11 protein-coding genes and 1 pseudogene are annotated in these 15,540 nt (G+C 60.3%); 6 read left to right on the forward strand and 6 right to left on the reverse strand.

From position 1 onward, the window contains the following. Window positions 1–2: 2 nt before the first annotated feature. Both CWE17_RS07040 and CWE17_RS07045 read left to right on the forward strand, forming a co-directional pair. Entirely contained in the window at window positions 3–2,414 is a 2,412-nt protein-coding gene (locus tag CWE17_RS07040) for a UvrD-helicase domain-containing protein (protein WP_131455702.1), read from the forward strand. A gap of 166 nt (window positions 2,415–2,580) precedes the next feature. Then, window positions 2,581–3,558, forward strand: coding sequence for a hypothetical protein (locus CWE17_RS07045; RefSeq protein ID WP_131455704.1), 978 nt, complete (start codon window positions 2,581–2,583; stop codon window positions 3,556–3,558). On the opposite strand, the gene CWE17_RS07050 is transcribed toward CWE17_RS07045, so the two are convergent. Beyond that, the gene (locus tag CWE17_RS07050) at window positions 3,503–4,375 is read right to left on the reverse strand and encodes a sulfotransferase (RefSeq protein WP_240789317.1); all 873 of its coding nucleotides are present in this window, start codon (window positions 4,373–4,375) and stop codon (window positions 3,503–3,505) included. The two genes, CWE17_RS07045 and CWE17_RS07050, sit on opposite strands and share 56 nt — an antisense overlap. Window positions 4,376–4,583: 208 nt before the next feature. On the opposite strand from CWE17_RS07050, the gene CWE17_RS07055 reads away from it, so the two are divergent. After that, window positions 4,584–5,420, forward strand: a complete 837-nt coding sequence (locus tag CWE17_RS07055; RefSeq protein ID WP_131455707.1) for a hypothetical protein — start codon at window positions 4,584–4,586, stop codon at window positions 5,418–5,420. On the opposite strand, the gene selD is transcribed toward CWE17_RS07055, so the two are convergent. The 5 genes from selD to CWE17_RS07080 all read right to left on the reverse strand — a co-directional run bounded on the left by selD (window position 5,377) and on the right by CWE17_RS07080 (window position 13,042). Further along, window positions 5,377–7,473 carry a selenide, water dikinase SelD gene (gene selD / locus CWE17_RS07060; RefSeq protein WP_240789318.1) on the reverse strand — a complete coding sequence of 699 codons (2,097 nt, stop codon included), beginning with the start codon at window positions 7,471–7,473 and terminating at the stop codon, window positions 5,377–5,379. The two genes, CWE17_RS07055 and selD, sit on opposite strands and share 44 nt — an antisense overlap. Window positions 7,474–7,531: 58 nt before the next feature. After that, window positions 7,532–8,635, reverse strand: a complete 1,104-nt coding sequence (locus CWE17_RS07065) for a hypothetical protein (protein ID WP_240789301.1) — start codon at window positions 8,633–8,635, stop codon at window positions 7,532–7,534. A gap of 314 nt (window positions 8,636–8,949) precedes the next feature. Continuing rightward, window positions 8,950–9,993 carry a UDP-glucose 4-epimerase GalE gene (gene galE, locus CWE17_RS07070; protein WP_131455713.1) on the reverse strand — a complete coding sequence of 348 codons (1,044 nt, stop codon included), beginning with the start codon at window positions 9,991–9,993 and terminating at the stop codon, window positions 8,950–8,952. Between the two features lie 9 nt (window positions 9,994–10,002). Further along, window positions 10,003–11,772: a Wzz/FepE/Etk N-terminal domain-containing protein gene (locus tag CWE17_RS07075; RefSeq protein WP_131455715.1), complete on the reverse strand. Its 1,770-nt coding sequence runs from the start codon at window positions 11,770–11,772 to the stop codon at window positions 10,003–10,005. A gap of 13 nt (window positions 11,773–11,785) precedes the next feature. Further along, entirely contained in the window at window positions 11,786–13,042 is a 1,257-nt protein-coding gene (locus CWE17_RS07080) for a polysaccharide biosynthesis/export family protein (protein ID WP_131455717.1), read from the reverse strand. A gap of 382 nt (window positions 13,043–13,424) precedes the next feature. Here CWE17_RS07080 and gmd point away from each other — a divergent pair. From gmd to CWE17_RS07090, 3 genes and pseudogenes are all read left to right on the forward strand, one after another. Next, window positions 13,425–14,252 (forward strand): annotated as a pseudogene (gene gmd, locus CWE17_RS07085) (GDP-mannose 4,6-dehydratase); the annotation flags it as partial. Window positions 14,253–14,303: 51 nt separating this feature from the next. Then, on the forward strand, window positions 14,304–14,435 hold the full coding sequence (locus CWE17_RS12435; RefSeq protein WP_255417768.1) for a hypothetical protein: 132 nt from the start codon (window positions 14,304–14,306) through the stop codon (window positions 14,433–14,435). Between the two features lie 68 nt (window positions 14,436–14,503). After that, window positions 14,504–15,526: an NAD-dependent epimerase gene (locus CWE17_RS07090; protein WP_131455719.1), complete on the forward strand. Its 1,023-nt coding sequence runs from the start codon at window positions 14,504–14,506 to the stop codon at window positions 15,524–15,526. The last annotated feature ends 14 nt before the right edge of the window (window positions 15,527–15,540 follow it).

Consider the following 15,540-nt stretch of genomic DNA (forward strand, 5'->3'; position numbering starts at 1 on the left):
CCATGAGCTTTCTTGCCGGCCTTAACGACGCCCAGCGCCGGGCGGTGGATCATCATGAGGGTCCGCTGTTGGTGGTCGCTGGGGCCGGGAGCGGCAAGACCCGGGCGCTCACCCACAGGATTGCGCATCTGATCGGAGAGCACGGTGCCGATCCGGCCCAGATCCTTGCGGTGACCTTCACCAACAAAGCGGCCCGGGAGATGAAGGAGCGGCTTGAGCTCCTGCTGGCCCAGCGGTTGGCGCAGAGCCAGTTCGGCCAGCCCTGGAGCACCCTGCCAGCTGTCGAGCAGCGGCAGTTGCGTAGTCGCATCTATCGGGAGGTGACCAAGGAGCTGTGGATCGGCACCTTCCACGCTCTGTTCGCGCGCATGCTGCGCTTCGACATCGACAAGTTCAAGGACGCGGAGGGCCTGACCTGGACCAAGCAGTTCTCCATCTATGACGAGAACGATGCCCAGAGCCTGGTGAAGGAGATCGTCACCCAGGAATTGCAGCTGGATCCCAAGCGATTTGATCCCAAGAAAACGCGATGGGCGATCAGCAATGCCAAGAACCAGGGTTGGCTGCCGGATGATCTGGAGGCCAATGCCGAGGGGCAGCGGGGCAAGCTCACCGCCGATGTCTATCGGCGCTACCGCAAAGCGCTGGCGGCCAACAATGCGCTCGATTTCGACGATCTGTTGTTGCTCCCGGTGCAGCTGCTGCAGCAGAACGAACAAGTGCGCGCCTACTGGCACCGGCGCTTCCGGCATGTGCTGGTCGACGAGTATCAAGACACCAATCGCACCCAATACGAACTGATCAAGCTGCTGGTGACCGATGGCCTCGATCCCCAGGTGTACGAGAACTGGAGCGGCCGCTCGGTGTTTGTGGTGGGCGATGCCGACCAGAGCATCTACAGCTTCCGGGCCGCTGATTTCACGATCCTGATGGGTTTTCAGGACGACTTCGGCGACAAGGCCCCCGATGACAGCACCCGCACGATGGTGAAGCTGGAGGAGAACTACCGCTCGACGGCCACGATCCTGGAGGCGGCCAATGCCCTGATCGCTCACAACAGCGAGCGGATCGACAAGGTATTGCGGCCCACTCGGGGCGAGGGTGAGCTGATTGCGCTCACCCGCTGCGATGACGAGATCGCGGAAGCGGAGGCGGTGGTGCATCGGCTGCGGATGATGGAAGCGGCCAATCCGGAGTTGAGCTGGCGCGACATGGCGGTGCTGTACCGCACCAATGCCCAGTCGCGGGCGATCGAGGAGTCGTTGGTGCGCTGGCGGATTCCCTACGTGGTGGTGGGCGGCCTGCGCTTCTACGACCGGAGGGAGATCAAGGATCTGCTCGCCTATCTGCGTCTGTTGATCAATCCAGCTGACACCGTCAGCCTGTTGCGGGTGGTGAACGTGCCCAAGCGGGGGATCGGCAAGACCACGATTCAACGGCTCACCGACGCTGCCAATCAGCTGGGGATTCCCCTCTGGGATGTGGTGAGTGACCCTGAGGCGGTGCGCTCCCTTGGGGGGCGTTCCGCTAAGGGGCTGCTCCAGTTCTGTGAGCTGATCCAGGGCCTCAAGGACCGGATCCATGACGCTGCTCCGTCGGAGCTGATCCAGACGGTGATGGAGACCAGTGGTTACGTGAGCGAGCTGATCGCGGAGGGCACCGACGAGGCGGAGGAGCGGCGACGCAACCTGCAGGAACTGGTGAATGCGGCGCTGCAGTATCAGGAGGAGAACGACGAAGGCGATTTGGAGGGCTTCCTTGCCTCTGCCGCCCTGGCCAGTGATGCCGACAGCAAGGACACCGCCGCCGATCGGGTCACTTTGATGACGCTCCACAGCAGTAAGGGTCTGGAGTTTCCGGTGGTGTGTCTGGTGGGTCTGGAGCAGGGCCTGTTCCCCAGCTATCGCTCGTTGGATGATCCGGCGTCGCTGGAAGAGGAGCGTCGGCTCTGCTATGTGGGCATCACCCGGGCGAAGGAGCGCTTGTTTCTTTCCCATGCCAGTGAGCGTCGCCTCTGGGGTGGGATGCGTGAGCCGGCGGTGCCGAGCGTGTTCCTGTCTGAGTTGCCGGAAGCGCTGGTGCAGGGGGAGATTCCCCGTTCAGGCGGAGCGGCGTTGCGGCGAGAGCAGCGGCTCGACCGCCTCACACGGGTGGATCGCGACGACTCCCGCAGGGTGGCGGCTGCGGGTTCCGCCGGTGCCCCTGCCAATGCGGTGCGCAGGCGCCAGGCCGGGCCGGCACCGGGCAAGAGCTGGAGTGTGGGCGACCGGGTGATTCACGCCAGCTTTGGGGAGGGAGAGATCACCCACACCTTCGGTAGCGGCGAGAAGGTGTCGATTGCGGTGAAATTTGCTGGGATGGGGCCAAAAATTCTTGATCCGCGCTTGGCGCCGATTGAGCCCTTGCAGGGGTGATGTGATGGGTTGGCGAGGCCGGCTAGGACGAGGGTTTCGCCGTTGTTGGTCCGCATTGTGGTCAGCCCCGTCGTCGCACGACCTTGATCCGGGTGTCGCCGTCGATGGAGGTAATGGTTTTGGAGGGCAGAAGTTACTTCGCTCCACCCAGCCGGCTGGCCATCCAATGCAGACGGGTTCACATCTGCTTCCGTTAGCGGATGTGCAGTTGATCACCCGCTTTTGCCGGATTGAAGCCCCTTATTGGTCCAGTTTTCTCAACCACTACTCCTCCTTTGGCGTGGAGTGCATTCATGTCTGCGTCCAGAGCAACGCGGATGCCAAGGCGGTGGAAGCGGCTGCGCTGCCAGATGGTTTTCGGTGTCAGCTGCATCGACTGCCGCCGGAGTTACCCCCGGATCAGGCCTTGAAGCAGTTGCCTTTAAAAGCACTGGCCGATGGAGCCGCTTACACCTTGCTGGCGGATGGGGACGAATACCTCACTCCGCTGCGCTCAGATGTGGGCGTGGCTCAGCTGTTTGCTCTTTTCCCGGATGTGAAGCAGCTTTTTATCCCTTGGTTGATGGCACCATTTCTTGACGGTGGCCAGCCTCCGCAGCGTGGGTATTGGGGGCATATCGGCAAGCCATTGGTGCGCTCCGAGCGCATGGCGGCCATTGCCTGTGATCACGGATTCCTTGTTGATGAGATCCAGGCCAATCGCCGCTTCGGCTCTGCTCCAGCGGGTGTGTTTGGTTGGGCCATCGCCCACTATTGGGCCCGTGGTTTTCGCGAGTGTCTGCTCAAAACCTTTCACAACCGGTTCAACGATGCCAAGAGTGTTGACCGCTTTGAGGCTCTTGACCTGATCCGTGCTGGTGAGCTGCCGATTCGCCTGCGGCTGCTGGCCTTTCTCATGCTTCAGCAGGGGTATGTGCCGCTGCCGTCTTGGCAGGAGCAGTGGATCGATCGAGACCTGGAAGCGCAGTTGTTGCGCCGGGTGCTGAGTGAAGATGAGGAACGACGCTGCCGTTGCAGCTTTGATCGTTATCAGCAGCTGTTGCGCGACCAGTTACCGCACCTTCCTCTCTATCCAGCTGCCTCCTTGCTCACCTTGGCTCAGTTGTTGCCAAGCCTGGCCGAGTTGGAGGCTGCTGAGACGTGACCCAGCGCGCATGGGGCCAGAGATCGAGCACCGTCTCCCCGAAGCGATCGACCATGGCTGCGTACACATTCCGGTAGGCGAGGGCCACGGTCTGCTGCAGCTTTGGGCAGATCTCGATCTGTTTGGGTGAAGCATTCACGCGGGTGTCGAAGTCGGCTTCTGGGAGATCGAGCTCCAGAAACGCGGCTAAGCGTTGATGGGCGTCTGGGGTGAACAGGCGTTCGTAGAAGTCGATGTGCAGCTGGGTTGGAGAGAAAGCCCGCTCCAACTGGTTGAGAGTGCGGTGGTACTGCGTTTTGGCTGCAAACCGGGGGTGGTGATGCAGCAAAGCAAGGGCTGTTTCTTCTTCCCGGTAGCCACAGAGCTCAGGGAAGCGGTTCTGCCTCCGCAGCATGCGCAGTTGAGACCAGACCCGCTCCACCGGATCCCGCAACAGCAGGATCACTTTCACGTTGAAACCGCCTTTCTCTAGTAATCGGCCGATGTGTTGGAACTGTTGAGCGCTGAGCTCGCTGTAGTGGGGTGAAATGTCTCCCGTTGCCAACAGCCTGGGGTCACCTTGCACCAGGGTGTGGAAGTAGTGCAGGTAGGCCCATGGGTCCGTGCGCATCCACTGGTGCTGTTCTGCTTCAGGCAGCTGCGCAAACCGGTGTGGATCGAACCGTGGCTGGGGTGTGGGCCACCTCCATCGGTTGGTTTGTGCTTTGGGTTTGATGCTGGGGAAGGCTTTGTATTCCTTGCAGAACCCCAGATTCACTGATGAACAACGACTCAGTTCACGCTGCAACCAGGTAGTGCCAGCCTTTTGTGCTCCCACCCCAAGAATGAAGCTGGGTTGTTGCGGAGCGGTGCTTTTGCTCGACAAGGTAATGGGTAATGCAGAATGGGGCTTTAAAGGATCCCGGGAGATCTAAGTAAGATCGCTAATGCTTGATGCATCAATGCTGCTTATAAAGCGATGCTAGAATCTTGATCTTAACAGGAACCTTTGTTCGAAATCAAATTTCGAATATTTCTCTTTGGCCATGAAACAAAAACTTTATGTCTCAGGTTATTGGCCTATTGCGGGAAATGTCAAGAGATCAGGCGCGCACTACAGCAATTGGTTCCCCCAGACTTTGCAAATGTTGCGGGGTGCTGATCTTATTTTTTATTCTTCATCTGAGGATGTTTTGGAATGGGCTCAGCGCTTGTGTGTGGCTCAAGGAGTCAAAATGTTACCCCGAATTCGTGCTCTCGATGAGATGCAGGCGTGGCCTTTGGCCGGTCAACTTGTGCAGTCCTGTGAGCGAATGGCTTTGGACTCTTGGGGTAGACCTTCATCATTTGCTGGAGAAAAGGGCATGGTTCACTATTGGCGTGACCTGCGTGGCGCGGGGGCAGATGTTTTTCGTTGTTTGAATACAATTTGGCTCTGTCGAACCGACCTCCTCGCTCAAGAGTCCGTTCAGGCTCCTGATCATGTGGAGCGTTTGGCTTGGATCGATTCCACCATGGCGCGTTTCAACGGGCAGCGTTCCAACTGGCGTTTTTGGATGAATGCCGAGCCGATGGATCGGGTCTCTCACTATGCGAGTCCGATGCGCTTTTATGGACGTCGCCTTGCTTATAATGGCTCTTATGTATCGGCTCCTCGTTCTATCTGGCCTGAGTTTGCTCAGTTGATGCACCAAGTTGGCAATCAGGCTGCCCAGATGGCTTATGGCCATGATGATGAAACAATTGTGAATGAATGCGTTCGCCAGCGTCCGGAGTTATTTCACTGCTTGGGTCTCCCGTATAAACGACTGTCTAGATGGCACTTTTTAAAAGCTAAGGTTAAAGATGGTTTGATCGGATATCACCCAAAGGCTCGTTTTTAGTGCTGTTTGTTTTTGCACGGCCAATGGAAGTCCAGCCTTTTTCTTTGAGTAGTTGGGCTGTTGTTTCCGGGCAAGCCGTAAGGAGCGGGCCGCAGGTTTGGGGGTCGACCAGCAGTGCTTCAAGCCCTGGGTCAAGACTGTTGCTGACATCTTCAGAGTGTTGAAGAGCGCGCACCCGATTGCCCAGACTGGCGAGGGCTCTGCGGTTCGATGGGGCCAGGGTGCTGGCCAGACCGCTTTTCAGGAGATCTAGGGCGCCCTCGAAGCTGGGGATGTGATCGATCCAGAGATCGACGCACGTTGAAGGGCTGGCGTCCAGCATTTCATTGAGGTGCCCGAGCAATCCGAAGCCGGTCACGTCGGTGCAGGCGTGAATAGAACCAGGCTCCATCTCTTGGAGTTGAAAAAGCTCTTGAAGACGGGGGTGCTGGCTGGTACTCAGTTGCTTGAGGCAGGTGTCGAGATGCCAGGGATCACACCGTCCTTGCATCGCGGCTGCAAAGATCACGCCGCTTCCCAGGCCGCGGCTCAACAGCAGCACATCCCCGGGTTGGATCGGTCCTTTGGACCAGGGTTTCGCTCCCGCTGGTGTTTGGCCGGTGACGCTGAGGCTGAGCTGGAGATCGAGGGCCGAGGGGACAGCGGTTGGCTGGCGCGATTCCATTGTGTGGCCGCCGATCAGTTGTGCTCCTTGCTCTCCCAGGGCAGATCGCACCCCTGAGAGGGTTTGGCTGAGAAGTTCCACCTGGTGGTTGTCGTCGATTGCCGGCAAGGTGACGATGGCTTGCACCGTGGTGACGTGGGCGCCGGATGCCCAGAGGTCTGAACAGGCATGAAGCGCGGTGAGCCGGCCGTTCAGCCAGGGATCGGAGATGAGGGCTGGAAAGCCATCCACGGAGTTGAGCAGAGTGCCTCCCTCTCTTGTGGAGCCAATGGCTTGGGCATCTTCAGGTTGGTGTCCGAGTTTCCCCACGCCACTGCGTTGTAAGGCTTGCTCGAGAGGGGCGGCTGGAAGTTTGGCTGCGCATCCACGGCAGGCCATGGCATTCGCCTCTGCATGGCTGCTGACGGTGCTGGCCATCGAGCCGTTGGGCTGGAACATGCCCATGAAGCGTTGATCGAGGTGGCGCTTCCAGCGCCACAACCAGGGATGAGGACCAATCCAGAAGGGGCCCCAGATCAGCCAGGCCGATGGCGGTTGCCCTGGTGTTGGGCAACCGAGCAGTTGTAGAGCGCGTTGTTGCGGGCGCCACGGGCGCATCGGTTGTTGTTGATTCAGTTGTTCAAGGTTGTGGGCTAGAGGGTTGGCTGCTCGTACTGCCCAGACGCCAGATGGCGGGCGCTGATCATTTTCAATCACGGCGCAATCGCCTGCTGCAAAGATCTTGGGATAGCCAATCACTTGCAGGTTCTTGTCGGTTTTAATCCGACCTTTTCCGTCACAGGGAAGTCCGCTCACTTCCAGCCATGAAGGTGCACGAATGCCAGTGCAGAGGAGGGTGTTGGCCGTGTCGGGAGCTGGTTCATAGCTGAGCGCTATGGCTGCTTGATGCAGGCGCTTTATGACAGACTTCTTGAGTTTGTGCGGCTTGGTATGCAGAATTAATTTATGAGAAGGCCATCGATTTCTGAGGGCAAAAGCAAGTTCAATTCCTGCTAAGCCTGATCCGACAATATGGAACGGAGCGGTTGATGGCTTTTGGGCAATTGTGTCGTGTTCGGTGATTGCGTCTAGGCCTACTTTTAGTGGTTTGATGCTGATCGCCTGTTTGAAATCTTGACGGTCAGTGATGGCGCCAACGTTAAGGCTTAGTCTGTCGAAGTGCAGGGATGGGCGATTGCTTAGTATCAGTTCTCTATGGGGATTCAGGCTGCAAATTTCGGCTTGGATAAAATCCACCTGGGCTTGTTTGGCCAGCCAGTGCAGATTGATAGTGATCTGATCGCATTGATCAATGCCCGCGATGTGGGCCGGAATAATGCCGGAATACATTGCAGAACTGCTTTCGCTGACGAGCGAAATCATTCCTTTAGGTCTTTTGTGGGGCTGCATCGCCCATCTTTTGAGCAGCAACACATGGCAGTGCCCGCCACCGGCCAGAACGAGGTGATCAGAAGCCAAGGCTTGCTTCGATGATCCACCTCAATTCGTTCGGCGGCACAATCTCGTTCTCTTTGACAAAGTGAACTCCTGCTGTGAATCGCAGTGGTATGCCTCCTGTCATGTTTGAGGAGACGCCAAGAGTTGCTCTACTTGAAACATACTCAACAAATATTCCCCACCATTCATTAAACACTAAGCTGGCTGACCCAAATGGTCCCCAGCAAAGGTTTTCGTCTATTTTTGCAAGCTTGCGATTGGTCTCTACGGTGATGCAGGTGAAGTCAAAAATATCGTCAAGATCTTGGCCTGCGGGATCATTCTTGGTGAATGATGCCCATCGACCTGTTCCGAAGCCGCCGCTTGCGATGAATAGGGGGTAGTCTTTTTTGTTATCGCCAAGCCACCATCCATTGGAAGCAACTAAATAGAGGTTTCGACCAGTATCTGTTTGATCATCCCATTGGATTACTTGTTCGCCTCCAAAGGCGATTCCGCCATTGTCTCCAATTGCACGGGCAATTCTGAAGCCAGAGGAGACACCATCGGTGATTCCTGTGCTTCCGCCTGGGACGTTGGGATTGCTCTGCAAGCTCCGGAAAGATGTGTTGAGTGCAATGCTCCAGTTTTCGGTTTGAAGAAGATTGGCGTGAAGGATTGCCCAGCCGTCAAGATTGCCTGAGTCGATGGCCGGTACAAAGGGATCACCCGGCTTGCGGCCGTCTTGATAGCTGTAGCCAAGAACCGTCACATCGCCAAACCAGCGTTGGCTCCAGCGGAAGCCATTTGGAAGGCGTAGGCTGATATCAGGCCCCACCAAGCCATCGCCAAAGGCAATCGAGCGATTGAGCGCCTGAAGTGGCGGCGGCGGCGGCAGCTCGGGCACGCGGCTGGGTTGTTCTTGCTCGATCGCCGGCACTTCGGGCGGTGGTGTTTCCTGCTGCGCCACCCGCACGGTGGAGGAATCCTGAGCGGTGATCGTTTCAGTGGTGCTTTCGCCTTCAGCGACCTGGATCTGCACCTCGCTGCTGGGCAGCGGCTCCCAGACCACCGTTGTGGGAGTTGCAACGGCGCCATCATCCAATGAATCTGTGGGGATGGGCTCCCAGACCACGGCTTGGGGTGGGGTGGGTGCCAAGGATTGGGGCCCGTTGGGGCGAGCTTCGCTTGCTGGCTCTTTGACCGGTTGCCAAACGATTGGTTCTGAGTTCTCGGGGCTGCTCTCAGGAGCATTGGCTGGCCCACCACCATCCATCGCCGGCACCAGAATTTGTGATCCCTCCGCTTGCTTGGGGGTGACGGGTTCCCAAAGCACCTGGGCCCGTAGGGGAGTGCCTGCAACTGCTACCACTCCCGCCCCCAGCAGGGCCCCCCCGGCTCCCACCAGGTTGAGCCAGCGCTGGCGGTGTCTTCGGCGAGTCGTCAGCATTAACCCTCTCCCCGATAGCCCTTGGGGTTGGTGGATTGCCAAGCCCAGCCGTCGCGGCACATGTCGGCCAGAGAGCGCTTGGTGCGCCAACCGAGGCGCTCGGCGGCCAGCCCGGGATCGGCGACGGTGATTGCCGCATCGCCGGGGCGGCGTTCGACGATCTCGTAGGGCACAGAACAGCCTGAGGCTGTCTCAAAGGCGTGCACTACCTCGAGCACCGATGCGCCGACGCCGCTGCCGAGGTTGATGGTGAGCAGTTGCGGCTGTTCTGCCAGCAAACAGTTAAGTGCAGCTAAGTGGCCTTCGGCGAGGTCCATCACGTGGATGTAGTCGCGCACGCCGCTGCCGTCGCTGGTGGGCCAGTCGCCACCGAACACACTCAGGCGCTCGCGCCGGCCGATCGCCACCTGGCTCACGAACGGGAACAGGTTGTTGGGGATGCCGTTGGGATCTTCGCCGATGCGGCCGGAGGGGTGGGCGCCCACGGGGTTGAAATAGCGCAGGCAGGCAATGCGCCAGGTAGCCGGCGCACTGGCGGCCAGATCCTCCAGCATGCGCTCCACTGCCGCCTTGGTGTGGCCGTAGGGATTGATCGGCTGGACCGGTGCGCTTTCAGGGATCGGCACCACTTCTGGATACCCATAAAGGGTGGCGCTGCTGCTGAACACCAACGTCCGGCAGCCATGGGCCTCCATGGCGGAGAGGAGATTGCGGGATCCGGATACGTTCACGTCCCAGTAGCGCAGGGGCTGGGCGACGGATTCGCCCACGGCCTTGAGGCCAGCGAAGTGAATCACCGCCTCGATCGGGGCGCCCGCAGAAGCTGCGCTCGCGAACACCTGCTCCAGCAGCACTGGATCGCGCAGATCACCACGCACCAGCTCCAGCGACCGACCGCTCAGCTCCTGCACTCGCTCCAGGGCCACTGGTGAGCTGTTGGAGAAATCGTCGAGCACGAGTAGGTCGTGACCGGCTTCGAGCAGCACCACACAGGTGTGACTGCCGATGAAGCCGGCGCCGCCGGTGATGAGCAGACGCGCCATGGGCTTCCCTCAGGCCTCGTCGGAAACGTCGAGATCCGTGTCGAGCAACACCCAACCGGCCACCGGGGATCCCTGGAGGGCCAGCTGCTCGCGCAGCTGACGCAGCTGTTCGCGTTTGGCGGCACCAGGGGCGGTGAGCAGCAACTGGGTGGCGGCGCTGCGGGTGGTGAGCAGATCGCGACTCACAACCAGCTCGCGTCCGCTGCCGAGGGCGCGGCGCAGTTCGGTGGTGAAGCCTTCGAGGGCGTCAGCCTCGAGTGCACCCACGGGGATCAGGGCGATCGCACCGCTGCCGCGCAGGGGTCCATCGGCGAGCAGTTGAATCGGGGCGCGCCAGGCGGCTGGGGCGATGGCGCCATGGCAGGGCAGGCGCTCGAGCAGCGCTCCGGGTAGGTCTCGGCTGAGTTCATCGCTGCTGAACACGCGGCCGCTGCGGCGATCGCTCACCAGGGCACCGCCGCTTCCGAACACGAGGCCGGCGAGCAGTCCGAGGGCGAGGGTGCGGCCCTTGCGGGGGCTCACGGGCTTGTCGAGCAGGGTGGGGGTGGAGATCAGCTCCCAGGGGCTGGTGGCGCGGGCCTGCTCCAGCTGGAACTGCTTGAGCTGGTTCTGCAAGGTCACCAGGGTGGCCTCATCGCGCAGGGCCTCCTGGGTGAGCTCGCGGTGGCGGGCCACCACCTCCTTGGGGCGGTTGAGAGCCTGGAGGTTGGCCTGGGCCAGATCGAGCTCGCCCTTGAGCAGGGCGATCGTCTGTTGGTTGATGTAGCGCACCAGGGTGTTGCGCTCCCGTTGCAGCTTCTGCACCAGGGGGTCGTTGTCTTTGAAGCGGGAGCGGTATTCAGCCAGTTTTGTTTCCACCGACGTGAGCTGGTCGAAGGTGGACGACTTGTCGGTGAGGGAGGCGAGCTGGGAGGCGAAATAAAGGGAGCCGGCACCGGCCTTGGTGGCTTCCTGGATCTGCACCTGCAGCGCCTTCACTTTTTGCTGGGCAGCGGTGCGGGCCGCTTCCACGCTGCCGCCGCTGCCGGCCACCTGGGCGCCGGAGCCAGGGCCATCTTTCGAAATGCCGGCCCCGGCCACATTGCCAGCGAGGGGGAGGCCATCGAGCAGGCCGAGGCCGTTGGCGTAGCCAAAGTCGAGAGCGGCGCGGGAGCTGGCCTGCGCCTGGGGTTTGATCTGGGTGATCTGCTCGTTCAGATAGGCGATCACATTGCTGAGTTCGCGGGCGCGGCCGCGGTTGGAATAGCTCTGGTAGGCCTGGGAGATCATGCGGGTGATCGGCAGCACCAGCTGTTCGTTGGTGTCTCGGAATTCCACGTTGAGCACGGAGGTGCCTTTTTCTTCTTCTGCGGTGATTGCCGACTTGGCCCAGTCCTGAAAGCGCATCGCCTTGGCCACTTCAGGTGGTTTGCGAGCCTTGACGGCATCGAACACGGGCCGCAGCACCGAAGGGCTGTTGAGGATCTGCACTTCGGTGGCGATTGAGTCGTTGCCGCCGCCGCCGCCGAGGCCGGCGATCGACGCCAAGGCAGGGTTCTGGGAGAGCAGGGCTGCTGCGCTCGACTGGTTGTTCTCCTGGTTGAGCACGATCTGGAACTCGCCCTGGTAGACCGGTTTGGTGGCGAGTAGGTAAAGGCCAGAGAGCAGCAGGCCTAGGGCACCACCGCCAGCGATCCAAGGCCAGCGGCGCACCAGGGCGCCGGCCACCTGGCGCAGATCGATCTCGTCGTCGCTGGCTGGGGTCATCGGTAGGGGCTGTTCAGCAGGGGCGGTGGTCATGGCAGCAGCTCCCTCACTTGAACAGGCTGTAGACGGAATAGATGCCCACCGCGGGGCCGGTGAGCTCATTGAGCACGGTGACGGTGGCGGAGAGGGGTGATTCATTGACGCGCACCACATCACCGGCGATCAGGATCGGATTTTTGTAGGAGCCGGCCGGGTTGGCGCCGCCCACGAAGAACTTGCGCTTGTCGGTGGTGCCGTCGCGGTTGAAGCGGATGAATTCCACTTGGCCGCGTAACAGCTTCTGTCCGCCAGCGGCGGCGAGGGCCTGATCGAGTGAGGCACCCTGGGGCAGCACTTTGGACCCAGGTTCGCGCACGCGACCGGTGACGAACACCTGAACGAAATCAGGACTGAGGTTGGTCTGGCCGGCCTTGATGATTTGCTCGCGCAGCTCTTTGGGAGAGCGGCCCACCACCACCGTGTCGCCATCGAAGAGGCGGATGTTCTGAGATTCGTTACCTTCGGTGATCAGGGTGAGGAAATCGAGGGTGGTGCGCATCTTGCCGCCGCCACTGCTGAGGGGACGCTTGCGGGTAACGGTGACTTCGCTGAGCTTGGAAAAGGGGGTAACGCCCCCGGCGGTGCGCAGGGCATCGAAGACGGTGGGTAGGCGCAGGCCTCGATTGATCTCCACTCCACCGATGCGAGGACCCGCTGCGGTGGCTGGGTTGATTGTTTCCGTGCCCGTGACGCTGACCTGGCCTGTGGCGAGGTTGATCGATCCAGCCATAGCAGCGGAACCGGCGCTTTCAGCTCCCACAGCGGCTTGTTGCCCTGATAAGTAGTAATAGCCGGGCCTAAACACCTCACCGCCGATGTAGACACGGATCGGCCGGTAGGCGGCCGGGCTTACGAACACCTGGGGGTCGCGCACGTAGGCGCTGAACTGCTGGGTGAGGAAGTAGCGCAGCTCCTCCACCGTGAGCCCCTCCACGAAGAGGGAACGCAGCCGGGGCAGGTAGAGGGTGCCGTCGGGGCCGATCGTGAACACACCGGAATACTCGGGCACATCGAGCAGCTCCACCACCACGGCGTCACCGGGGCCAAGGATGTAAGCGTCCTGGATCGGCGCGGTGGGCAAGGGCCTCGGCGAGCTGGCTTTGGCTGGCGCCGTGAACGTGATCGTGTCGCTGACGCTCTCTCTGATTTGGAAGGTTTCTACTTGCTGGGCCCGCGCCAGCGGAGCCTGAAGGCTGCAGGCGATGCCTGCCACCGCCGTCAGGCGGAGGCAGCGCTGCAGCAGTTCGGACGCAGAACGTTTCATTGGGCAGAATTTACTCGGGGGGATGAGCTGCCTTACTCAATGAGTGGTCGGGTGCCGGAGTGGAATGGGAGGGATGCATCGGAACGCCGATGCAGATTGCACATGAACGCCAACCAGTAATGCTTGGCGGCACGTTGGCGTGTCTCTTTAGTTGCTAGTACGTGCTGTCGTGAGCGTTTCTGCTGCTGCCCCCCCCCTTTTTTTGGAGGGGCTTTTGCGCAGCTGTTCCCGACCCACCCCCCGGCCCACCCTGCCGCAAAACCGCAGTACAGCTATGCGAAGCTTCAGAGCATCACGTCACTGCCGAGACGGTTGAGCTTCGCTCCCGTCCGCTGTGACCGCAGGCAGACGTGTTGTGCCTGCACGACGTCTTGAAGTCTTCATGCCCCCTTCCCCTACCAGCTCCGCCACAACCGCCACCCCCACCAAAACCGCCCTGATCACCGGCATCACCGGCCAGGACGGTAGCTATCTGGCTGAGCTGCTGCTGGAGAAGGGCTACGTAGTTCATGGCATTAAGCGCCGGGCCAGCAGTTAGGGCCTCCGGCCTGCTGCGCAAACACCACCACCCGGATCGATCACCTCTATCAGGATCCGCACGAGAGCGATCCCCGCTTAGTCCTTCACTACGGCGACCTCACCGACAGCACCAACCTGATCCGGATCATCCAACAGGTGCAGCCTGATGAGATCTACAACCTCGGTGCCCAGAGCCACGTGGCCGTGAGCTTTGAGGCGCCGGAATACACCGCTAATTCCGACGCGCTCGGCACCTTGCGCATCCTGGAAGCGGTGCGGATGCTGGGGCTCACAGCAAAAAACCGGATCTATCAGGCCAGCACCAGTGAGCTCTACGGCCTTGTGCAGGAGGTGCCCCAGAAGGAGTCCACCCCCTTCTATCCGCGCAGCCCCTACGGCGTTGCCAAGCTTTACGCCTACTGGATCACGGTGAACTACCGCGAGGCCTATGAGATGTATGCCTGCAACGGCATTCTGTTCAACCACGAGAGCCCGCGGCGCGGCGAAACGTTCGTGACCCGCAAAATCACCCGTGGGCCTGGCGCAGATTGATGCGGGGCTGGAGCAGTGCCTGTTCATGGGCAACCTCGACTCCCTGCGCGACTGGGGTCACGCTCGCAACTACGTGGAGATGCAGTGGCACATGCTCCAGCAAGATCAGCCGGAAGACTTCGTGATCTCCAAGGGGCGGTAGGGATCGTTGCCCTGATGCTGTGCTGTCACCTACGCTTATGCCAGGCCAATGGTGGATGAGCTGCTCAGCCTGGTACTCAAGGTGATTCCGATGCAGCTGCTGAGTTATCACATCGCTGCCCACCGCGGGCTGGATGTGGATCAGCCGCGCAACTTGGCAAAAATCGTCAACGTGGAGTAGCTCCTGCTGCCGCGCCGGGGGCAACCTCAGGACGCCGCCTCATTTCTTTTTCGCTCTCCCCGCCCTGTATGACCGTTCTCGTGACCGGCGCCGCCGGCTTCATTGGCTTTCACCTCTGCCGTCGGTTGCTGGAGCAGGGAACACCCGTTGTTGGCTTTGACAACGTCAACTCCTACTACGACTCATCCCTGAAGCGAGCACGCATCGCCCAGCTTGAGGCCTCATCCACATTGGCGGGCATCCCTTTCCGTCTAATTGAAGCGGATCTGGAAGATCGGGAGGCTGTGGAGGCCGCTTTCCATCACCACAAACCCCAGAAGGTGGTGAACCTGGCTGCCCAGGCCGGGGTGCGCTTTTCCATCGAGAACCCAGCTGCTTACATCCAGAGCAACTTGGTGGGCTTTGGACACATCCTGGAAGGCTGCCGTCACCACGGCGTTGAGCATCTGGTGTATGCCAGCAGCAGCTCGGTGTATGGCGGCAATACGCGGATGCCCTTCTCGGAGCACCACAGCGTCGACCATCCGATGAGCCTATATGCGGCCAGCAAGAAGGCCAATGAGCTGATGGCTCACACCTACAGCCACCTCTATGGGCTGCCGGCTACGGGGCTGCGGTTCTTCACGGTGTATGGCCCTTGGGGGCGGCCGGATATGGCGCTGTTCTTATTCACAAAGGCGATGCTGGCTGGTGAGCCAATCCAGTTGTTCAATAATGGTCAGATGGTGCGAGATTTCACCTATATCGACGACATCATTGAGAGCTTGATGCGGTTGCTCGAGAAGCCGGCTGCGCCAGATCTATCCTTTGATGGGGCCAACCCCGATCCAGCCACCAGCTGGGCGCCGCATCGGGTGTTCAACATTGGCAATGCCAATCCCACACCGCTGATGGACTACATCGAAGCCCTGGAGCAAGCCCTAGGGGTGACAGCCAAGAAGGAGCTACTGCCGATGCAGCCCGGAGATGTACATGCAACAGCCGCTGACACCTCGGCATTGGAGCGATGGGTGGATTTCAAACCCAACACCCCTGTGACGGAGGGAGTGGCTCGCTTTGTGGCTTGGTATCGACAGTTTTTCGGAGTATGAGCTCATCAAGGATT

This window comes from Synechococcus sp. BS56D (genome assembly GCF_004332405.1).
Lineage (GTDB): Bacteria > Cyanobacteriota > Cyanobacteriia > PCC-6307 > Cyanobiaceae > Synechococcus_C.